Raw genomic sequence first — 20,457 nt, 5'->3', positions numbered from 1 at the left:
GGAAAAAAAAGAGACGACGAGCGCGTCGGGGGCCACCTGAGCCGACCTTGCCAGCCGTGCGCAGGGCGGTCATCAACGCACTCGCTATACCGACAGCACAGATCCGATGTCCGCACTGTCGACGTCACTTTCAAAGCCCAAATTCCATTCTGCCAAAGTAGTGCTAGGCGGTGCGCTCTAGCCGAAGCTCCACACATACAAATGGCTATTTCTTCAAATAGCCGACGTAGTAGATGCCGATCACGTGCTTGTCTGCATCCCTTATCGGGTCGTATCCCGTCACGTAGGGTTTACCGAGAATGTCGACCTCGCCGTAGAAGGCTTCACCCTTCTTGACGGACTCGATCGCCTTTCCTTTTGGATCCAGAATGGTCCCGATCGCTCGCGAGCCATCGTCCTTTTTGACGTTCGTGGCGACACGGACATATTCATCGCCGCTCTTCACGAAGATAGTCGCGGTCCCGCCAGCTTCCTTCACGACCTCGTCAACCAGAGTGAAGTTGTTGTTCATTTTGGTCGAGCCGAAGTAGATGGCGGGCACTTCCTTGCCGGCGACGGCATCAGTTCCCTCTATCTTCGGCGGTCCCAGTTCGTTTGCCTTCGACTTCAAGAGCTCCATCGCGGCAGTCACCTTCGAATCCTGGGCGAGGGCGGTCATTGGTACGAGCGCGACGGCTCCGGTGAAGAGTGAGGCCGTCAAGATGCTGATGATAGCTTTGTGCAGGCTCATGAGCTTTCTCCTCGTAAGCCCTCTCCAACGCTGAACAATGCCCCAGGATCATCGCGCCGATGGCCTCTGCTGTCGAGCGTGGGAAGCCACCGCCATTAAAAAGTGAACCAGCGCCGCGTGGCCCGACAGGGAATATTCTGGTATTTTGAATCGTAGAGACAGTTGCTCATGCGTCGGCTGCGGCATGAGCTTGGACGAGTTCAGGCATCGACCACTGAAAATGCAGGCTCCTCTGAAGCGATGTCGAAGCTAAATCGAGTTGGCTTTCGCCCGTACGCTTGATGTTGACCGGGGAACTGGCGCTCGGCGAAACCACACACGTTTCAAACGCAGGCAGGTCGTCTCCAACCTGCGGTGGCGCTTGCCATCGGCTCGCTCTGCCGCTCACGATGGAGGAACCGATGAAACCCACGATAGTGACATCCGCTGCGGCAATCCAAACTGTCAAAGCGGCACTTCTCTCCGGGCTGCTCTTGTCCTTGGTCCCCGGGGTTGTCCTCGGACAGTCGATCGCAAAGAAGGGCACCACCCCCTACGTGACGCATTTCATCTTTCGGCCTTTGCAGAGCATTGATATTCCTGGGCTCGGAACGGCCACCGTGCTGGAGGCGGTCGGCACCACCCAAAACATGAAGGGGGAGGCAATGCTCGACAAGATGTCGGCGCAGTGCGCGGCGCTCAGTGTCGCTTCGGGCGAGAAGAAGTACATTGATGGCGCCTGTGTGCTGGCCGACAAGGATGGAGACAAGATCTTCTCGACCTTCGACACCCGCGACCAGGACAAGTCGCAGCCGGACATGAATTGCGGCACCCACATCATCACGGGTGGCACCGGCAAGTACAAAGGCATCACCGGGAGTGAGCCCTTCACCTGCATCTCGATGCCTGCACTGGCCGGTCCTGGCGGCTACACAGCGATGGACATCCCGCATAACACCACCTGGGAGATCAAATGACGGGAACCTTCTGCCATAGCACGTCGGTTGGTTGCCGGCCCCAACATCGATGAACAGGAGCCCGGCCCCAAGCCGGGCTTTCTTCTGCCAAAGGGGAACGCCGGCGTCCAAAGCACAAGCCCGCCTTGGGCCGTGAGCGATCGGATTGACCGGTGACAGGACGAGACCCGGAGCCAATCGCGGCGGACAGCCGGCGAGCGACTGGCTCCGGGTCGCATGTTGCCGCTAGACAACGGCCAATACTTGCTCGAAAGGCGATCACGGCGCAACGACTCCGGGGCTAAGCTGGCACGCAAAGCAAACTCGCTGAAAGCCCGCCGCCTCTGGTCAGACGACGGGTCAGTGCTTGGCGGAAAAATGGCCTGAACTGCAAGGAGCGGCCGACCTTATGGGACGCGCTTAGTATCGCGGATGATTTCCACGATAGCAGGGTCCGTAACGGGGGTTACAGTAGCGATGCGGATACAGGCCGAACCCAAAGAAGCCGCCGCCACCCACGCTGCCGCCACCCACGCTGCCGCCCATGCCGCTGCCGCCTACGCTGCCACCGCCCATGCCCCCGCCGCCGCCGTGTCCGCCACCACCGCCGCCGCCGCGGACGAGCTGCACACCGCCAGGATCGTCGTTCTGTTTGTGCATGAAGACGCCTGGCTGCAGGCCGCCCCGGTCGCAGTGCATGGCGGTGCTGCAACTCAGCTTGTCTATGCCGCTGGCAACCGGTTGTGCCGGAAGGGTGCGGAAAGCCTCGCCTACCGCATTGACTGTCGGGACGGTGTCGGGAATAGCGCTAGGAAGGCTCGCGGCAGACGCACCGCCGTAGAGCGCTCCAATGCTCAGCAAACCCGAACAGGCGAGTGTTGAAAGATAGCGTTTCATTGTCTTCTCCAAGGGAAATCGTCCGTGGATCCCAATGCCTGCTATGATCGCAGGAGGATTGACCTCGAAACGATGATCGCTGGGGTTGGGCCTCTGTCGGACCTCCTAGGCAAACGCTCCACGAACAAAAATATTCCCTGGGACAGGACCTCATGGAGGTGCCGTCCTGCCCCGCAGAGGCGGAAACCCTTTGGCGCGCGTCTAACGGGTTACCAGAGGAGACAGAGGGTTCGGCAAGAAGAGGGACGCGCCCCGGAGGCCGAGGCGGCAGTTCTGCAGAGACGAAAGTTGCCTAAAGAAAAACCGATACGGGCGGAGATTCCGGCGGGTGGTCCATTCCAAGGCGCAAGATTTGCCGCTTGATCGGGGTTGCGAATGCCAACCTTCAGGTTTCCTCCCCCACCTAACAATGCAAAGGTCGGCAGGACTCGAGGCCCTTTTGGGGTCAGCCACGCATTGGCTCCGACTTCAGGTTTTCGTACGACCACGATCTGTAGCCAACGTCACTTACATACGATGCCGGGATACCGTCAGGTGATTTCGCGTGGCCGCAAAGTAGAAACCATTGCGGTGACAAAGGTTGGCATGTGATCGATCATAAATCGGACCACAGGTGCCCGATAACCTCAGCGCTGTGTCTCCGTCCAGAAGAGACCCCCTAACCACGCCATCGGTACGAAATAGGAAGCAAGCAGAAATGTAGAGGAAGTTGCAGTACGTGTTTCGAGAGTTGCACTTGAACTAGCCAAAATGGCGAAGGTTCTCGGTCAGATATCTGATTGTAGGAGCAGATCCTTTGTGATGGTACGGGTTTGAGACGCCGCGGCGATCGCCTTTTCGGTATAGTGCCGGGTAGAAGTCCTTGGCGATAAGCAAATACGATCCATCCCAGTCGCCAAGAAATCCACCCAGTCGCCAGATGAATATCGCTGAAGTCCGGGCGGCTTATAGCCCGGACCGTCCGCCGCGCCGAGCCGCCTCGATCGCGGCGACATCGATTTTCTTCATATCCATCATCGCGACAAAAGCGCGTTTCGCCTCTTCGCCGCCGGCCGCCAGCGCCTCGGTCAGCACGCGCGGCGTGATTTGCCAGGAGATCCCCCATTTATCTTTGCACCAGCCGCATGCACTTTCCTGTCCGCCATTGTCGATGATGGCGTTCCAATAGCGGTCAGTTTCTTGCTGATCGTCGGTGGCGATCTGGAACGAGAAGGCTTCGTTGTGTTTGAATGCGGGTCCGCCGTTGAGGCCGAGACAGGGGACGCCCGCGACTGTGAATGCGACTGTTAGCACGTCGCCTGCCTTGCCGGAGGGGTAGTCGCTGGGGGCACGGTGGACGGCACTCACCGAGCTGTTCGGAAAAGTCTCGGCATAGAAGCGGGCTGCAGCTTCGGCGTCCTTATCGTACCAAAGGCAGATCGTGTTCTTGGCAATTGCCATTGCTTATCCTTTCGCTCTTTGGAGCCAGTCCCGGCACAAATTGCCGGGCAGTCGGTGGCGGTTCAGGGGCAGCTGCAACGTGCATCATAGACTGCGCTCGCGCCATTCGGCCAGCAGTTCCTGATATGTCATAGCGCCATTGGGGCTATAGGTTCCATTCCAAGCGCTGTTTGTAGCGCTAAAACGGTGCCCTTCGAGTCGGTCGCGATGCGGGCTTCGTTATCGTGCTGGTTGCATCCAGAGTCCCTGGCGCTCGCGGATTCTGTGACGGCCGCGCTGAGGCACCGTGCCCGCTTCCCGTTCACGAAGGTGAGGCGACCTTTATCGGAGTTTGTCGGATGAGGACGTTGCCCTGATACAATGGATGGAGGACGTGGGCGTCGCAGACGGCGCGACTGATACCGCTGCCCCCTTGTCGACCGGCCAGACGCGGCAATATCCGCCTTTGCGTCGGCTGCGCGTCCGGCGAGCAAGGAGGGATGCAATGATCACGCTCTATTCCTATCCCGAACTTTTCGGCGTCGCCGACAACAATGGCTATGGCCTCAAGGTCTTTGCCTTCCTAAAGCTTACCGGCATAGCGTTCATCCATCGACACATCTTCGACGCCTCGGCCGCGCCGCGCGGGCAACTGCCCTATATCGACGACGACGGCGAGGCGGTCGGCGACAGCGAGACGATCATCGCACACCTCACCCACAGATATGGCCTGACGATCGACGGCGGCCTGACCTTGGCCCAGCACCATACCGACCATCTGATCACGCGCATGCTGGATAACCTTTATTGGGTCATGTCCTATTCGCGCTGGCAGGACGAGAACTACTGGCCGGCTTTCCGCGATGCGCTGCTCGCGCAGCATCCGAGCCTGAGCGAGGAAAGTCTGCGCGAAGCGCAGGAATTCAATTCGATGCGATATTACTACCAGGGCATCGGACGCTATGCGCCTGCGGATGCCTACGCACGCGGGCTGGCCGACCTACAGGTCCTCGCCGACATCGTCCCCTCGAGCCGCTTTCTGCATGGGCCGGCGCCCGCAACTGTGGACGCGGCGATCTACGGCTTCGTCGCCAACATCTATTTCTTCCCGATCGAGACGCCACTCCGGCAGTTCGTCGCCGCGCACGGCAATCTCGTCGACCATTGCATGGCTATCCACGCTGCTATCAACTCGACGGTCGAGCCCGCCTAGCCCTAAGCAGGCGAAGAGCATGGTTGTGTCAACGAACTTCTTGGCCTGTCCGGATTGGAGATCGAATCTATTCTGCCCTGGCCTTTCTTGACCGTGCGCGTTCGACCTTAAACCGTTGCAGACATGCCCGACTATTGCTCCGAGAGGCGTCTTGCCAGCGCGAGAGAAAAGAGCCGGGACGGATCGACCTGGGCAAGCGATGATGCGCCGAGCAGGGCCAGAACCCGATCGACCTCTTCCTGGAGTATGGTTATGGCTTGGGCTGCGCCAGCCTCGCCGCCCGCGCCGACGCCGTAGAGCGTAGCTCGCCCTAGTAGAACCGCCGCGGCGCCCAGCGCGGTGGCCTTGACGATGTCGCTGCCCCTCCGGAAACCGCTGTCGCACAGGATAGTCAGACGATCTCCAAGAGTCTCGGCAATGTAGGGCAGCACTGCCATGGGACTGACGGCTCCGTCCAACTGACGTCCACCGTGGTTGGACAGGATAATGCCGTCGGCGCCATGGTCGGCCGCGATTGCGGCATCCTCCGGTGAGAGAATGCCTTTCAGGATCAAAGGGCCGCTCCATATCTTGCGCACCTCGGCCACGTCCTGCCAGCTGATGGCCGGATCGACCTGGGCTTCCATGAAGGCCGCAAGCGCCTGCGCGCCATTTGCGTTGCCCGCTGCCGCGACAAGGTTCTCGGCGCGTGGCGCGCCGTTTCGCGCCACCTGCCATAACCAGCCCGGCCGACTTGCGAAGTCCATGACATTGCGGAGGGTAGGCCGTAGGGGAAGCGTGAAGTTGTTTCTCGGGTCCCGCTCGCGCTTTCCGCCGACGGGACAGTCGACGGTCAGGATCAGCGCCTGGAAGCCTGCCGCTTTGGCGCGTTCGACAAGCGCGCGGGAGATGCCCCGATCGCGCAGCAGGTAGAGCTGAAACCATTTTGGGGCGTTGCTGGCCGCGCCGGCGTCTTCGATCGACACGCTGGCAACGGTGCTCAGTGCAAAAGGAATCTTGGCGGCGGCAGCGGCCCTTGCGAGCGCCAGCTCGGCTCTGGGCCAGACCAGTCCTGCAAGTCCCGTCGGGCCGATGCCGAAAGGCGAGCCATACCGCGTTCCAAACAACTCCACCGACTGATCGCGCTGGGTCGACCCGGTCAGAACGCGCTGGACGAACGCCAACTCTTCGAATTGAACGCGGTTGCGCCGCAAGGAAACTTCGTCTTCGGCGGCACCGTCGATGAAGTCGAAGACTGCACGCGGCAGCCGCGCCCGCGCCCGCCCGCGCAGATCCTCGACCGAGACAGCGGCTGCAATGCCAATTCCTGTTGAACCCATACCGCTCCTCCGGCCCAGCGGCCAAATTGGAAAAATAATAATTAGTTCGAACAGCCGTTCTAGATATTGTCAAGAGCCATGATCGACTCCATAGTCGCCTCGAGGCAAACGGCGCTTCGAATGCCGTACCCTCACGGAGCGGAGGAGAAGAATGCAATCATCGAGGACAAAATGGTGCCGGAAGGTGCTGACAGCAGTTGGGGTGTCCATCGGCGCCCTTGCCACAAGTTCGGCTGCTCTCGGCACGGCAGCGGCTGCCGAGAAGTTTGTTGCCTTGACCCAGATCGTCGACCATCCGTCGATCGACGCCATTCGCAAGGGCTTCGAGGACGGCCTTGCGGCTAGGGGCTTCGTGCCCGGCAAGACAGTCAAATGGGAGGTGCAAAGTGCGCAAGGCAGCCCCGCAACTGCTGCCCAGATCGCGCGCAAGTTCGTTGGCGACGAGCCTGACGTCATCGTGGCGATCGGAACTCCATCCGCGCAAGCCCTTGCGGCCGCCACCAAGAGCATTCCGATTGTATTTGCGGGACTTAGTGACCCGATAGGGGCGAAGCTTGTCGAATCTATCGAGCACCCGGGCCACAATGTCACAGGTTCGGCGCAATACGCGCCGGTAGGCCACCAACTCGATCTCGTCAAGGAATTGGTCCCCGCAGTTTCCAGGATCGGCGTGATCTACAACCCCGGCGAAGCGAACTCCGTCGCGGTGCTCGCGCGTATCAAGCAGGAGGCCCAGAGTCGCGGCATCGAGATCGTCGAGGCGACTGCTAACCGTTCTAGCGACGTTGCGGCTTCCGCCCAAAGTCTGGTCGGCAAGGTAGATGTGCTTTTCGTTCCCCAGGACAACACCGCGGTGTCGGCGCTCGAGTCGATCATCCAGGTGGCCTATTCGGCAAAGATTCCCTTCTTTGCAAGCGACTCCGGCTCGGTTGAGCGTGGCGCCCTGGCCTCCGTAGGCATGGACGAGCAAATCATCGGCGAACTGGCCGGGCAGATTGCGGCCGATATCTTGGAGGGCAAAAAGCCGCGAGACATTCCTGTTGCGCTCGGCGACAAGACCTCGCTGGCAATCAATCTGAAGTCGGCAAAACGTATGGGTGTGACAGTCCCAGACGCTGTCGTTGCTCGAGCCCTGCACGTCGTGGAGTGATATGACGCCATGTCCCTGATTGCCGCGCTTGGCGCCCTCGAGACAGGCCTGATCTTCGCCCTCGTTGCGCTCGCCGTGTTCATATCTTTCCGCGTTCTGAACTTCCCGGACCTCACGGTCGACGGAAGTTTTCCGTTGGGCGGTGCAGTTTGCGCAACGCTGATTTCGGCCGGATCCGACGCCTATCTCGCGACCCTGGTCGGTACTCTCAGTGGGGCGCTCGCGGGTTTTGCCACGGGCTGGCTCAATGTGCGGCTGAAGATCCTTCACCTCTTGGCGGGCATCCTCGTGATGACCGCCATGTTCTCCATCAATCTGAGGATCATGGGGCGGCCGAACGTGCCGCTCCTTGATGAGGTGACCGTGTTCACGCCTTTTCAGTCCGACAGCTTCCCTGCCCATATAGCAGTGCCGGTCGTGATGGCCGTGCTCGTGGCGTTGCTCATTCTGCTGCTGAGGTATTTTCTCGGCACCGAGCTTGGCCAGGCGCTGCGTGCGGTTGGCTCCAACCCACGCATGGCCTCCGCGCAAGGCATCTCGACCTCTGCGATGACCCTGCTTGGGCTCTCGATCAGCAACGGACTTGCGGGCCTAGCAGGCGCCCTATTTGTCCAGAGTTCTGGCGGAGCGGATGTCTCGATGGGCATCGGCGTCGTCATCATCGGCCTTGCGGCGGTGATCGGTGGCGAGGCGCTGTTGCCGTCTCGAAGCTTGCTGCTGTCGATTTTCGGCTGCGTGCTCGGCGCCATCGCTTATCGATTTGCAATTGCGCTGGCACTCAATCTGGAATGGATCGGGCTCAAGGCTCAGGATCTCAACCTGGTGACGGCCTTGCTGATTGTCTTGGCACTCTCGCTGCCCCAGGTGCGCCAGCGACTCTGGACCAGGTCGCAGAAGGTGGTTGCTCAACAAGTACAGCGTTATGGCAGGGCCACGCGATGATCGTTGCTGAAAATCTCACTGTGATCTTCAACAAGGGGACGCCGCGGGCGATGCAGGCACTGCGGGATGTTAGCCTGCAAATTCCGCCGGGTGAGTTCATCACCGTCATTGGAACGAATGGTGCAGGCAAATCCACCTTGCTCAATGCCCTTGCCGGCGACGTGCGGTGCGAAAGCGGAGAGATCCGGTTCAGTGACGCCCCTGTAACCAACCAACTCACCCATCAACGGTCGGCCTTGGTTTCAAGGGTGTTCCAGGACCCGATTGCCGGCACCTGCGACGCGCTCACCGTTGAGGAGAACCTCGCCGTTGCGCTACGCCGGGGCCGCCGGCCGGGGCTTCGGAGGGGCCTGTCCAGCAAAACGCGCGAAATGTTCCGCGAGCGCCTGGCCAGCGTCGGGCTCGGGCTCGAAAACCGCCTACAGGAACGCGTTTCGCTCCTCTCCGGGGGGCAGCGGCAGGTCATCTGCCTGGTCATGGCTTCGCTTGCGCCGACCCGATTGCTCCTGCTTGACGAACATACGGCCGCGCTCGATCCGCGAACCGCTTCGCTTGTGCTGTCGCTGACCGACAAGATCGTGGCGGAAGGCAAGCTGACGGCGCTGATGGTCACGCACAGCATGCGCCAGGCGCTGGACCACGGCAACCGCACGCTGATGATGCATGAGGGGCGGATTGTGCTCGACATCGGCGACGAGGCCCGGCGCGGCCTGGGAGTGCCGGACCTACTACAAATGTTCGAGCGCGTTCGCGGCGAGGAGTTGGCCGACGACGCGCTTTTGCTCGGGTAGGCATCCCTCGGGCCGACAAGGTGGTCGGCCCCGGATCGGAGCGCCCGAAGGTCTCTGATAGAACGGTCAGTCGGTCAATTTACCGTTCCCCTTGAAGTCTGGCGGCGCTATAAGGACATGTCCAGGCAACGGGTCGGCAGATTGTCGACCCAAACAAGGGGGCGGCTCAGATGGCTCGAACACGGTCACCGGACTTCGAAGAAAAGCGCGCCTTCATTCGGGATCGCTGCGCCCACCTGTTTGCCGCCAAAGGCTATGCCAACACATCGCTAGGTGACATCGCCGAGGCATGCGACATGGTGAAGTCGGCAGTTTACCACTACCACAAGTCGAAAGAAGCCATGCTGATGGCGATCGTGCTCGGGCACATCGAAGATGTGAGGGTCGGCACGGAAAAGGCGCTTGCCAAAGGCACAACGCCACAGGAGCGCTTCGAGATTTTGGTCTCGACGTTGATCGACATCTACACGCGCTTTCGCGAGCAGCAGACGGTCCTGAACAACGACCGCAATTTCTTGTCGCGCCAGTCGAAGCGCAAGGTGCACACAGCGGAAAAGAAGCTGATCGACATGACCGCCGAGGTGATCTCTCAGGTCAATCCACGGCTGAAGACTGGGGCCGAGGTTCGCAATGTCGTGACCATGCTGTTCTTCGGCATGGTGAACTGGACCTACACCTGGTACCGCAGCGACGGACCGATAAATCCGACCGAACTCGCGGCATTGATCTCCCAGATCTGTCTGGGCGGGATCGGGTCGACCGACCCTGTCCTGGTCGAGGGCAACCGGCTGGAGGCTGCTCCGGCTTCGATGATCGAAGTGGAACAGCCCTGAGGTCGGTGCGGCAAGCGGCGACCGCTGCTACTCGTCGCTTTCACCGGATTCGTATAGTGACTCGCGGCCGATCCGGTCGAGGCACAGCTCCGCCGTCCAGGGCAGCATCAGCGAACCGCACCGGCTGTCGCGATACATGCGCTCGAGCGGCAGGCTCTTGAGCATCGACTGGCCGCCGCAGGTGCGGATCGCCAGGCGGCAGATGTCCTGGGCATTCTCCATGATCGTGTACTGGGTCGCATATGCCGAGAGGCGTTCGCGTTTTGAGGGATCGATGCGGGCCTGAGCGACGGTGCGTTCAAAAAGCGCGCGGGTCTGCTGGAGCTTGATGAACATCTCCGCAGTGGTGATCTGCTTGGTGGGGAACTTGCGCCGCTTCTCGGGACCGGTGTTGGGGATTTCGCCGCGCAGATATCGCACCGTGAAGTCATAGGCGGCTTCCGCCAGGCCCATATAGGTCGGCACGAGGGTCATGAACATATGCGGCCAGCGCGAGGCTGCCTGGTGGTAGATGCCGCGCGGCATGAGTTGCGCGTCCTCGGAAACGAAGACGTCCTTGAGCAAGAGTGTGCGCGATACCGTCCCGCGCATGCCGAGCGGATTCCAGTCGCCTACGACGGACACGCCCTCGGCATCGGCCGGCACCGCGATGTAGATGGTGTCGCGCATTGAGCGGACTTCCTTGTCCTCGGTGCAGAGGATGCCGTAGTAGTTCGCGGCACCTGACAGGGAGGCGAAGATCTTCTTGCCGTTGATGATCCAGCCTCCGTCGACCTTGGTCGCGGTGGTTCCGAACGGCGCCTTGCCGGCAGCGGCGGCCGTGCCTTCCGAAAAGGGCTGGGCAAAGATCGCCCCTTCCTCGATGACCTTGCGGAAATGACCGACGCGCCGGCGCTCATGCTCCTCGCGCTGCTCCGGCGTCATATCGAGGTCGTCGGCCAGGATGCCCGTCCACAAGGTGGTGCAGGCATGCATGTTGAACGTCAGAGCGGTGGCGCCGCAGTATTTTCCGAGTTCCGAGGAAACCAGGCAGTACGTTTGGAAGTCGGCCCCGAGGCCGCCATGTTCGCGCGGAATGCACAATCCGAGAAAGCCATGCTGGCGCAGGTCGTCGTAGTTTTCGAACGGAAAGGTGGCCTCGCTATCGTATTTGGCCGCTCGCGCGGCAAAGACTGTTTCACCCAGATGCCGTGCCCGTTCGATCAGTTCGTCTACCTCAGTGGAGAGCATCTGAGATGCATCGACTTTTGCGGCTTGGTTCATGACGTCTGCGATCCTTTGTCTTCGATGTCTGCGATGAAATTTGAAAGAATCTGATTGAAGGCTGCCGCCTGCTCCATGTTCGCGAGGTGCCCGGCACCTTCGACGACGTGGAAACATGAGCCGGCTATCTTCTGGGCCATGCGTTCCATCATTGGCGCCGGCGCATTCGTGTCCTGGCTGCCGGCGACGAGCAGGGTGGGCACTCTGATTGTCGGAAGAACCGGCCGCGCGTCGAAATGGACGACGCACGACATCGCCGCGCGATAGCTTGCGGGTGGAACCTGGGACATCGACGCGATGGCGTCTTCGATCGCACCCATGTCGACATTGTCGCCGACAAGCTCGGCAACGATTTTCGGCGCGAGATCGGCCAGACTGAAACCATCGTCCAGCGGCTTGATCCGCTTCTCGACGAAGGCCTTCTGGAAATCTCCGTCCTTGCTGCCGAAGGCCGGGCTGGTGGCGGAGAGCGTCAGGCTCGCCAGCCGACCCTGGGCGCGCGCGGCCAAGGTCTGGGCAATCATTCCGCCAATCGAGTGGCCGACGAGATGGACGCGGGGCAATGCGAGACGATCGAGCAGGGTGACAGCGGCATCCGCCAGCGCGTCGAAGGTCATATCCGGCAGCGGAGCCGACGGTCCGTATCCCGGCATCCACCACGCGATGGCGTGTCGCGAGCGACCAAAGAATTCCAGCTGACCAAGCCAGGAGTCGGCCCCACCGCCGATGCCATGGAGAAACAGAACCGGAGTTGCGCCGCTGCCTTGCTCTGTGAAGGCTGGGCATCCGGCTCTGTTCCGGGATGCGGGTGAAATGTCTGAGTTGGTTATCATGCCAGTTCTCCCTGGAGCTGGCCGCGTTTGACGGCGCCGACGCCGTCGAGCTCGATCGTGCAATTTCGCATCGGCAAGTCGAAATGGCCGAGCGTGTAGCGGTTGGCCGCTTCGTTGGCCCCGGTCGAGAACAGGAAGTTGCCGGCGAAGGCGCGCTGCTCGACGGCGTTGGTGTCGCGCTTGTCGTAACCGACAAGCCCTTCCCAACGAGCACGCGGATTCATGCCCCAACCGACGTGGCTGATGGCGTAAGCGTTGCGATCATTCCAGGCTTCCAGGTAGGCGCGCGTCAGATCGGCATCGACGCCTGCCCCGCGAATATCGACGATGTAGTCATGATCAATGAGGAGCTCGACCGGAGTTTCCAAATAGCGCTTGAAGGTGAGGTTCAAGTCTCCGGGCGCAAGGACGACCCTGCCTGTGGCGGCCCCTGCGCGCGGATATGCCAGGCAAAGCCCTCCAGGCCAGTGCCCGACCTTGCCGGGCCGATCGACCCACCCCCAGACGCCACCGACGGCTGCGCCGGTCATGTCGACTACAAGGTCCGTGCCATGCGGGGAGGTGACGCGCATCTGCCGCGCCTCCTTCAGCATCCGGATCGCCAGCTTCACCTTCGGTTCGAGAGCCGGATCGGGGCGCATGCGCTCGAGCGTTTCGGGATGCTCATTGCTGATCATGAACAGCCGTGCGCCGTCCCCGAGGATTCTGGGTAGTTCCGGCGCGTGCAGCATGCCCTCGACGGTGCAGTCGACGACAAGGCTCGACCCGGCCAGGGCAGCGATCACAGGCTCCAGTCCGCCGACCGCGTCGGAGGCTCCCGTCGACCGCACCGGTACGGGCGCGGTCAAACGACGGCTAGGCAATACGACGTGAAAAGCCCGCGCCCCGATTTGCGCCAGCGCGAGCTCGGCCAGCTGGACATTCACCGGACGGGACTGCGTCTCCGACAGAATTGCGACAACGTCGCCGGCGCGCACCTTGCAAAGCCCGAACACCTCGACAAAGGCGGCAATCCATTTCCCCTCAATCCGCTCCACAAGCATCTCAAAACCTTTTATTGATCGAACGGCCGTTCTAGTTATAGTATGAGCACAAATGGGTTGGCAAGAGCGCCAGGAGAGGATCAATGAAAGGCAAGCGAACGGGCGGGAATTCCGGGGACCCGGTGGACAATCAGGCCTTCAGGGCGGCGCTACGAGCTTTTCCGACGGGGGTAGCCGTCGTGACCACTGCGGTAGCGGATCAGCGTTGCGGAATGACCATCAACTCCTTTAATTCGGTGTCTCTCGATCCGCCGATGATCCTATGGAGCGCCAGCAAGCTCGCACCAAGTCTCCCGTTGTTCCTGGAGGCAGGGCGCTTTGCAGTGAACGTGTTGGCCGCCGACCAGGAGCACCTGTCCAAGCGCTTTGCAGCCCCTTCTGACGACAAGTTTGCGGGAGTTGAGTTGCGATACGGCCGCACCGGCCTGCCGCTGCTTGAAGGCGCGGCGGCGCATTTCGAATGCGACTTGGCCACAACCTATGAAGGGGGCGATCACCTTATTCTTCTGGGTCGCGTGGTGGCGCTGATGCAGGTCAATGAGCCAATGCCGCTCGTCTTTGCCCTCGGTGGATACCAACGGCTCTCGGTCACCAAAGCAGTGGCGGGTTCACCCGCACAACGTTAAAATAAATAGTCCGGTCAATCTATTTATCGGGGACAAGGTCAGACATTCATGCAGCCCGCGCAGCGCAGCATCACACTGGACGACAAATACAAGTTTGAGAGTGAACGGGTCTTCATGACGGGTACACAGGCGCTTGTGCGTCTGCTGCTTGCCCAGAGAATGCAGGACCGAGCTGCCGGCTTGGATACGGCAGGCTTCGTCTCGGGCTACCGGGGATCCCCTTTAGGAGGCTTCGACCGCGAGCTCTGGCGCGCTCACGGTCCGCTTGAAAGCGAGAACATCCGCTTCTGGCCCGGTACCAACGAAGACCTCGCCGCCACAGCCGTCTGGGGCACGCAGCAGATAGACGTGCTGCATCGTTCGCGCCACCAGGGCGTCTTTGGGATGTGGTATGGCAAGGGGGCGGGTCTCGACCGCTCGACCGACCCAATCCGGCATGCGCATGCCTATGGGACAAGCAAGTATGGCGGCGTCCTGGTCGTCTCCGGCGACGACCATGCGCTAAAATCCTCGACGAACCCTTACCATTGCGAGCCCACCTTCTCCGACCTGCTCATGCCGGTCCTCTACCCGTCGTCGATCTCGGAGATGATCGATTTCGGGTTGCTGGGCTTTGCCATGTCGCGCTTTTCCGGATGCTGGGTCGGTTTCAAGACGCTCGCCGAATATCTGGACGCGACCGGGACCGTTGAGGTCCGGACTGCGCCATTGCAGATCCTGCAGCCGCCGACCGGTGATCGGCCGCCGGCAGGGAGTGTGCATGGCCGTTGGCCCGATCCATGGCCGGCCGCCGAAGATCGGCTGGTGCGCTTCAAGTTGCCGGCAGCGCGAGCCTTCGCGCGGGCAAATGGCATCGACCGCGTGGTTCTGGAGGGGCGCAATCCGCGCCTTGGAATCGTCGCGGCTGGCAAGAGCTATACCGATCTGCGGCAAGCCATGCTGGAGTTGGGGCTGTCGGATGAGCACGCGCGCGGTCTTGGCCTGTCCATCTACAAGGTGGGAATGCCCTGGCCGTTGGAAGGGGCGGGAATTGAAGCTTTCGCAAGATCGGTGCCGGAGATCCTGGTGATCGAGGAGAAGCGCGGCCTGATTGAGGATCAGATCAAGGCGATCCTCTACGGTATGCCCGCGGAGGCGCGCCCCCATATTAGCGGCAAGAACACGCTCGACGGCGCGCCGCAACTGTCATGGGTCGGCGAGCTCGAACCAGAGACCATCGCACGTGTTCTGGCCGAGAGGATCGGCGTAAAACGACTGCCGGAGCGAGGCCGGCAGCGACTTGCCATCATCGATAGGCAAAGGCAGCTGATGGGTCCGCCGCTCTCGGTGCAGCGTAGCCCTTATTTCTGCTCGGGCTGCCCACACAACACTTCTACCCGTGTTCCTGCAGACAGCAAGGCGTTCGGCGGCGTGGGCTGCCATGGCATGGTGGTGTCGATGGACCGCAGCACCGCCACCTTCACACAGATGGGTGGCGAAGGCGTGACATGGATCGGCCAGGCGCCATTTGCTGACACTGAACACATGTTCGTCAATCTCGGCGACGGGACCTACTTTCACTCCGGTAGCCTTGCGATCCGCGCCTGCCTGGCGGCCAAGGTCAACATCACTTTTAAGCTGTTGTTCAACGACGCCGTCGCCATGACCGGCGGCCAGCCCGTGGACGGGCAGATCACCGTGCCGCGCATGGCCCAGCAGCTCAGGGCCGAAGGCGTGGAGCACATTGTCGTCGTCACCGACGAACCCGGGAAATACGTTGAGGTGACGGGACTGCCCAAGAACATCGAGGTTCGGCACCGGCGCGATCTCGACGCTGTCCAACGCGACCTTCGCGAAATCAAGGGCGTCTCGGCACTGATCTACGATCAGACCTGCGCGGCCGAGAAGCGACGCCGCCGCAAAAGCAAGCAGTTTGCCGATCCGGCTCGCCGCGTGTTCATAAACAGCCTTGTCTGCGAAGGCTGTGGCGATTGCCAGGCAAAGTCCAATTGCCTCTCGGTAGTACCGGTCGACACCGAATTCGGCCGGAAGCGTCAGATAGACCAGTCGTCGTGCAACAAGGACTTTTCCTGCCTGGAAGGGTTCTGCCCGAGCTTCATCACGGTTGAAGGTGGCCAGCTCAAGAAGCCTGCACCGCAGCTGCCGAAGCTGGTTTTGCCGGAGCCGACACCCGTGCCGCTCGATGGAGCTTATGACATCTTCATCACCGGCGTGGGTGGCACTGGCGTAGTGACCGTAGGCGCGCTTCTCGGCATGGCGGCACACATCGAGGGCAAGGGCGCGTCGATTATGGACGTCCTGGGCATGGCGCAGAAGGGCGGCCCGGTAGTGTCGCATGTGCGTTTGGCGCCGACACCTGCCGATCTGTTTTCGGTGCGCGTGCCGCAAGGTGGCGCAGACCTACTACTGGCCTGCGACATACTGGTGGCTGCCCAGACCGCGAATATGCGCCGGCTCAGTGGCGGTAAGACGCACGCCATCATCAATACCCATGAGACAATTACCGGCGATGCGCTGCGCGATCCGGACGCAAAAGTGCCTGTCGATAGGATCCTGGCCTCTTTACAAGATCTGCTCGGACAGGATTGCGTCGAGCCGGTCGAGGCAAGCAGGCTGGCTACGGGCCTGATTGGCGACGCAATCGGTACCAACCTCTTCATGATGGGCTTCGCCTACCAGCGTGGCCGGATACCTTTGTCACTATCAGCGTTGGAACAGGCCATTCGGCTGAACGGCGGCGGCGTTGAAGCCAATCTCGAAACATTCAGATGGGGGCGGCGGGCAGCCATGGATCTCGCGACAGTCCGCGACGCGGCCGGGCAGGCGGTGCGACTGGAACCGAAGCCTCAATCGCTCGCCCAGTTGATTGCTCACCGCGCCCAATTTCTTGAACGCTATCAGAACGCCGCCTATTCCGCCCGTTACAGGAACTTCGTTGAAAGCGTTGAGCGGCAAGAACGCGCCCAGACAGGCGGCGAGGCGTTTTCGCACGCCGTAGCGAAGTCGCTTTTCAAGCTGATGGCTTACAAGGACGAATATGAGGTCGCGAGGCTTTTCACTGAGGGAGACTTCCTGAACAGGACCTCAGCCCAGTTCGAGGGACACCATAGGATTCGCTTCCATCTCGCGCCGCCAATATTCAGCCGCCGCGATCCTCAGACCGGCCACCTGCGCAAGCAATCGTTTGGTGCCTGGGTCATTCCGATGTTCCGCATCCTGGCGCGTCTGAAAATCTTGCGGGGGACACTTTTCGACCCTTTCGGCTACACTCAGGAGCGCCGCACGGAACGGAACCTCATTGGGGAATACCGCTCGACAATTGAGAAAATCGCTAAGCAGCTTCGTCCCGAAAACGCCGCCGATGCCACCGCGATCGCGGAATGGCCTATGGCGATCCGCGGATTTGGCCACGTCAAGGAGCGAAATCTGAAGGAGGCCGAAGCCAAGCTTGCCGGACTCCTGGACGACTGGCTTCGCAATGAGCAGCCGGTCCAACTGGCGGCAGAGTAGCACAAGCATCCAACACGCCGGCCGTCTGCAGCCCACGCAGACCCCACTCAAGATTGTGGTCGGGTCGGCGAGGGCAGTCGGTACTTTTGAGATTTGTTCCGGGAGCATGGATCTTGGTCGCCGGCGCAGCTGACCTCTGGCGGATTGAAGAAACACATGCCCGCGCTACCTCATTGGATGCGCGTAGGCCAGGCTGGGCGAATGCGGGCAAGGCGCTGAAGGAATTCGCGATCTGAACCTCAGCGTGTTCCTGCGACACGTAGGCCGCCCCGGTATTTCAAGGGGGTCGCCTTGCGTGGCAGGCCGAATGCCACCTGGACCCGCCGGCGGCTAATGATGAGGCTGCGCCTTTTCCAGGGTCATGCAGCGCGCTCGCACAGTCTCGACTTCAATGAGGAGGCTTCGATGGCTTCGCTTCAAACGGCACAAGATCAAGAGCTCCCAGCCAGCGATCGATCGACGGCGGCAGGGCCATTATCGGCGAAAGAACTTCAATTGCTGGATGCCTACTGGCGGGCGTCGAATTACCTGTCGGTCGGCCAGATCTATCTTCTCGACAATCCGCTGCTGAAAGAACCTCTGAAGCGAGAGGACATCAAGCCCCGGCTTCTGGGCCACTGGGGAACGTCGCCTGGCTTGAACATGCTCTACGTTCACCTCAACCGGATCATCAAGCGCGATGATCTCGACATGATCTACATCATCGGACCGGGGCACGGGGGACCATCCCTGGTCGCACACGCCTACCTGGAGGGAACTTACAGCGAGGTCTACCCGAATATCAGCCAGGACACGGAGGGCATGAGGCGGCTGTTCAAGCAGTTCAGCTTTCCGGGCGGTATCCCTAGCCACGTCGCTCCTGAGACGCCGGGCAGTATCCACGAAGGAGGCGAGCTCGGCTATTGCTTGAGCCATGCCTATGGCGCAGCCTTTGATAACCCAGACCTGATCGTCGCCTGTATCATCGGGGACGGAGAGGCCGAGACGGGGCCACTTGCCACCGGCTGGCAGGGCAACAAGTTCCTGAACCCCGCCCGCGATGGTTGCGTGCTGCCCATCCTGCATCTGAACGGCTACAAGATCGCCAATCCGTGCTTCCTTGCCCGCATACCCGAGGACGAATTGAGGAAGTTCTTGGAGGGCATGGGCTACACGCCGTATTTCGTCGAAGGACGCGACCCGGCAGACATACACCAGCAGTTGGCCGGAACGCTTGACACCATAGTGGAGGAAATCCGGAAAATCTGGTCCAACGCCCGCGACAACGGGAATGAGAAGCGCCCCTCGTGGCCGATGATCGTCTTCCGCACGCCCAAGGGCTGGACCTGCCCGCCGGAGATCGATGGCAAGAAATGTGAGGACTACTGGCGGTCGCATCAGGTGCCCATGGGCGAGATGGACAAGCCGGAACACATTCGCATTCTCGAACAGTGGATGAAAAGCTACCGGCCTGAGGAACTGTTCGACAAGGAAGGCCGCCTCAAACCGGAATTGGCATCCCTGGCCCCGGTTGGTCACCGCAGAATGAGCGACAACCCGCACGCCAACGGCGGGCTGCTGCTGCGTGACCTGAAGATGCCGAACTTCGAAGACTACGCGGTATCGGTCCCCAGCCCCGGCGCGACGACGGCCGAGTCGGCACGTGTCATGGGCAAGTTCCTGCGTGATGTCATGAAGTTGAACATGGGCAGCAAGAACTTCCGACTGTTCAGCCCAGACGAGAACAACTCCAATCGCTGGCAGGATGTGCTGGAGGTCACCGATCGCTGCTACATGGCCGAAATCTACCCAGACGACGATCATCTCTCTCCGGACGGCCGCGTCATGGAAGTTCTTAGCGAGCATCAATGCCAAGGATGGCTGGAGGGTTATCTGCTAACTGGGCGCCATGGCTTCTTCTCCTGCTACGAAGCCTTCATTCACATCATCGACTCAATGTTCAACCAACATGCCAAGTGGCTGAAAGTATGCCAGGAAATCCCTTGGCGGAGGCCCATTGCCTCATTGAACTACTTCCTCAGCTCCCATGTATGGCGGCAGGATCACAACGGTTTCAGCCATCAGGACCCTGGCTTCATCGATCACGTCGTCAACAAAAAGGCGGACGTGATCCGGGTCTACTTGCCGCCGGACGCCAACACACTGCTTTCCGTCACGGATCACTGCTTGCGCAGCCGCGACTACGTCAACGTCGTGGTCGCCGGCAAGCAGCCCGCACCGCAATGGCTGAACATGGATGAAGCCATCAAGCATTGCAGCGAAGGACTGGGCATCTGGGAATGGGCGAGCAACGACAAGGGCGTTGAACCCGATGTCGTCATGGCGTGTTGCGGCGACGTTCCGACCTTGGAGACACTCGCAGCCGTCCAGCTGATCCACGAGCACCTGCCGGAATTGAAGGTGCGCGTCATCAACGTGGTCAACCTGATGAAACTCCAACCGGAGGAGGAGCATCCGCACGGATTGTCAGATCGCGATTTTGATACCCTGTTCACCAAGGACAAGCCGATCATCTTCGCCTTTCATGGCTATCCCTGGTTGATCCACCGGCTTACCTATCGGCGAACGAACCACGGCAACCTGCATGTGCGCGGCTATAAAGAGGAAGGCACGACCACGACACCATTCGATATGGTGGTCCTGAATGAACTCGACCGGTTCCACCTTGTCGAAGACGTCATCGACCGATTGCCGCAACTCGGTGCCCGTGCCGCCTACTTCAAGCAGGCGATTCATCAAAAATTGATCGAACATCGGCGTTATATCGAGCAACACGGCGACGACATGCCCTCAATCACCGGATGGAAGTGGGGCACGAAAGGCGCGAAAGCGGCCAGAGGAACCTCCACTGAAGGCGACAATATCTGACAGCGACGGTGGAGGGCCGTCGCTCGCCGCTGCAAGGCTGCTCGATCCCCAGCCGTCCTACATAGTCCTTTCGAGGACATCATGG

The 20,457-nt window shown here is 60.8% G+C and carries 16 protein-coding genes; 9 read left to right on the top strand and 7 right to left on the bottom strand.

Annotation, left to right across the window (positions count from 1 at the left end):
* Positions 1 to 205: 205 nt before the first annotated feature.
* Complete coding sequence (locus C7I85_RS23815; protein ID WP_106726503.1) at positions 206 to 730, bottom strand: Cache 3/Cache 2 fusion domain-containing protein; 525 nt, start codon at positions 728 to 730, stop codon at positions 206 to 208.
* A gap of 401 nt (positions 731 to 1,131) precedes the next feature.
* Here C7I85_RS23815 and C7I85_RS23810 point away from each other — a divergent pair, with 401 nt between their 5' ends.
* A complete protein-coding gene (locus tag C7I85_RS23810) occupies positions 1,132 to 1,686 on the top strand; it encodes a hypothetical protein (RefSeq protein WP_181257329.1) in 555 nt (184 codons plus the stop codon).
* Positions 1,687 to 2,085: 399 nt separating this feature from the next.
* Here the strand turns inward: C7I85_RS23810 and C7I85_RS31110 are convergent, their stop codons facing one another.
* Both C7I85_RS31110 and C7I85_RS23800 read right to left on the bottom strand, forming a co-directional pair.
* Entirely contained in the window at positions 2,086 to 2,562 is a 477-nt protein-coding gene (locus C7I85_RS31110) for a hypothetical protein (RefSeq protein ID WP_181257328.1), read from the bottom strand.
* A gap of 945 nt (positions 2,563 to 3,507) precedes the next feature.
* Entirely contained in the window at positions 3,508 to 4,002 is a 495-nt protein-coding gene (locus tag C7I85_RS23800) for a VOC family protein (RefSeq protein WP_181257326.1), read from the bottom strand.
* A 484-nt stretch (positions 4,003 to 4,486) separates the two neighbouring features.
* Here C7I85_RS23800 and C7I85_RS23795 point away from each other — a divergent pair, with 484 nt between their 5' ends.
* Positions 4,487 to 5,194 carry a glutathione S-transferase family protein gene (locus C7I85_RS23795; protein ID WP_106726500.1) on the top strand — a complete coding sequence of 236 codons (708 nt, stop codon included), beginning with the start codon at positions 4,487 to 4,489 and terminating at the stop codon, positions 5,192 to 5,194.
* A gap of 131 nt (positions 5,195 to 5,325) precedes the next feature.
* Here the strand turns inward: C7I85_RS23795 and C7I85_RS23790 are convergent, their stop codons facing one another.
* Positions 5,326 to 6,513: an alpha-hydroxy acid oxidase gene (locus C7I85_RS23790; RefSeq protein ID WP_106726499.1), complete on the bottom strand. Its 1,188-nt coding sequence runs from the start codon at positions 6,511 to 6,513 to the stop codon at positions 5,326 to 5,328.
* A gap of 274 nt (positions 6,514 to 6,787) precedes the next feature.
* Between C7I85_RS23790 and C7I85_RS23785 the strand changes: the two genes are divergently transcribed.
* From C7I85_RS23785 to C7I85_RS23770, 4 genes are all read left to right on the top strand, one after another.
* Positions 6,788 to 7,663, top strand: a complete 876-nt coding sequence (locus C7I85_RS23785) for an ABC transporter substrate-binding protein (protein ID WP_245445073.1) — start codon at positions 6,788 to 6,790, stop codon at positions 7,661 to 7,663.
* 9 nt (positions 7,664 to 7,672) lie between these two features.
* A complete protein-coding gene (locus C7I85_RS23780) occupies positions 7,673 to 8,605 on the top strand; it encodes an ABC transporter permease (RefSeq protein ID WP_106726497.1) in 933 nt (310 codons plus the stop codon).
* Complete coding sequence (locus tag C7I85_RS23775) at positions 8,602 to 9,396, top strand: ABC transporter ATP-binding protein (RefSeq protein WP_106726496.1); 795 nt, start codon at positions 8,602 to 8,604, stop codon at positions 9,394 to 9,396. The genes C7I85_RS23780 and C7I85_RS23775 overlap by 4 nt, the downstream gene beginning before the upstream one ends.
* 170 nt (positions 9,397 to 9,566) lie before the next feature.
* A complete protein-coding gene (locus C7I85_RS23770; RefSeq protein ID WP_106726495.1) occupies positions 9,567 to 10,229 on the top strand; it encodes a TetR/AcrR family transcriptional regulator in 663 nt (220 codons plus the stop codon).
* Between the two features lie 27 nt (positions 10,230 to 10,256).
* Here the strand turns inward: C7I85_RS23770 and C7I85_RS23765 are convergent, their stop codons facing one another.
* Genes C7I85_RS23765 through C7I85_RS23755 form a run of 3 tightly spaced genes read right to left on the bottom strand, consistent with a single transcriptional unit; the run spans position 10,257 to position 13,368 of the window.
* Entirely contained in the window at positions 10,257 to 11,492 is a 1,236-nt protein-coding gene (locus C7I85_RS23765) for an acyl-CoA dehydrogenase family protein (RefSeq protein ID WP_106726494.1), read from the bottom strand.
* The gene (locus C7I85_RS23760; protein WP_106726493.1) at positions 11,489 to 12,325 is read right to left on the bottom strand and encodes an alpha/beta fold hydrolase; all 837 of its coding nucleotides are present in this window, start codon (positions 12,323 to 12,325) and stop codon (positions 11,489 to 11,491) included. The genes C7I85_RS23765 and C7I85_RS23760 overlap by 4 nt, the downstream gene beginning before the upstream one ends.
* Entirely contained in the window at positions 12,322 to 13,368 is a 1,047-nt protein-coding gene (locus C7I85_RS23755; protein WP_106726492.1) for a peptidase M29, read from the bottom strand. Before C7I85_RS23755 ends, C7I85_RS23760 begins: the two co-directional genes overlap by 4 nt.
* 83 nt (positions 13,369 to 13,451) lie before the next feature.
* Here C7I85_RS23755 and C7I85_RS23750 point away from each other — a divergent pair, with 83 nt between their 5' ends.
* The 3 genes from C7I85_RS23750 to C7I85_RS23740 all read left to right on the top strand — a co-directional run bounded on the left by C7I85_RS23750 (position 13,452) and on the right by C7I85_RS23740 (position 20,372).
* Positions 13,452 to 13,994: a flavin reductase family protein gene (locus tag C7I85_RS23750; protein ID WP_106726491.1), complete on the top strand. Its 543-nt coding sequence runs from the start codon at positions 13,452 to 13,454 to the stop codon at positions 13,992 to 13,994.
* Positions 13,995 to 14,042: 48 nt separating this feature from the next.
* On the top strand, positions 14,043 to 17,504 hold the full coding sequence (locus tag C7I85_RS23745) for an indolepyruvate ferredoxin oxidoreductase family protein (protein ID WP_106726490.1): 3,462 nt from the start codon (positions 14,043 to 14,045) through the stop codon (positions 17,502 to 17,504).
* A 405-nt stretch (positions 17,505 to 17,909) separates the two neighbouring features.
* A complete protein-coding gene (locus tag C7I85_RS23740) occupies positions 17,910 to 20,372 on the top strand; it encodes a phosphoketolase family protein (RefSeq protein ID WP_106726513.1) in 2,463 nt (820 codons plus the stop codon).
* Positions 20,373 to 20,457: the final 85 nt, after the last annotated feature.

Source organism: Pseudaminobacter soli (ex Li et al. 2025) (assembly GCF_003012705.1).
Classification (GTDB): Bacteria; Pseudomonadota; Alphaproteobacteria; order Rhizobiales; family Rhizobiaceae; genus Pseudaminobacter; species Pseudaminobacter soli.
This window is presented reverse-complemented; position numbering and strand designations above follow the sequence as displayed.

Bases quoted from the DNA above. Each gene is read 5' to 3' on its own strand.
- C7I85_RS23810 (WP_181257329.1), top strand. From the start codon at position 1,132: ATGAAACCCACGATAGTGACATCCGCTGCGGCAATCCAAACTGTCAAA.
- C7I85_RS23795 (WP_106726500.1), top strand. From the start codon at position 4,487: ATGATCACGCTCTATTCCTATCCCGAACTTTTCGGCGTCGCCGACAAC.
- C7I85_RS23815 (WP_106726503.1), bottom strand. From the start codon at position 730: ATGAGCCTGCACAAAGCTATCATCAGCATCTTGACGGCCTCACTCTTC.
- C7I85_RS23745 (WP_106726490.1), top strand. From the start codon at position 14,043: ATGCAGCCCGCGCAGCGCAGCATCACACTGGACGACAAATACAAGTTT.
- C7I85_RS23770 (WP_106726495.1), top strand. From the start codon at position 9,567: ATGGCTCGAACACGGTCACCGGACTTCGAAGAAAAGCGCGCCTTCATT.
- C7I85_RS23760 (WP_106726493.1), bottom strand. From the start codon at position 12,325: ATGATAACCAACTCAGACATTTCACCCGCATCCCGGAACAGAGCCGGA.
- C7I85_RS23765 (WP_106726494.1), bottom strand. From the start codon at position 11,492: ATGAACCAAGCCGCAAAAGTCGATGCATCTCAGATGCTCTCCACTGAG.
- C7I85_RS23750 (WP_106726491.1), top strand. From the start codon at position 13,452: ATGAAAGGCAAGCGAACGGGCGGGAATTCCGGGGACCCGGTGGACAAT.
- C7I85_RS23790 (WP_106726499.1), bottom strand. From the start codon at position 6,513: ATGGGTTCAACAGGAATTGGCATTGCAGCCGCTGTCTCGGTCGAGGAT.
- C7I85_RS31110 (WP_181257328.1), bottom strand. From the start codon at position 2,562: ATGAAACGCTATCTTTCAACACTCGCCTGTTCGGGTTTGCTGAGCATT.
- C7I85_RS23800 (WP_181257326.1), bottom strand. From the start codon at position 4,002: ATGGCAATTGCCAAGAACACGATCTGCCTTTGGTACGATAAGGACGCC.
- C7I85_RS23775 (WP_106726496.1), top strand. From the start codon at position 8,602: ATGATCGTTGCTGAAAATCTCACTGTGATCTTCAACAAGGGGACGCCG.
- C7I85_RS23780 (WP_106726497.1), top strand. From the start codon at position 7,673: ATGTCCCTGATTGCCGCGCTTGGCGCCCTCGAGACAGGCCTGATCTTC.
- C7I85_RS23755 (WP_106726492.1), bottom strand. From the start codon at position 13,368: ATGCTTGTGGAGCGGATTGAGGGGAAATGGATTGCCGCCTTTGTCGAG.
- C7I85_RS23740 (WP_106726513.1), top strand. From the start codon at position 17,910: ATGGCTTCGCTTCAAACGGCACAAGATCAAGAGCTCCCAGCCAGCGAT.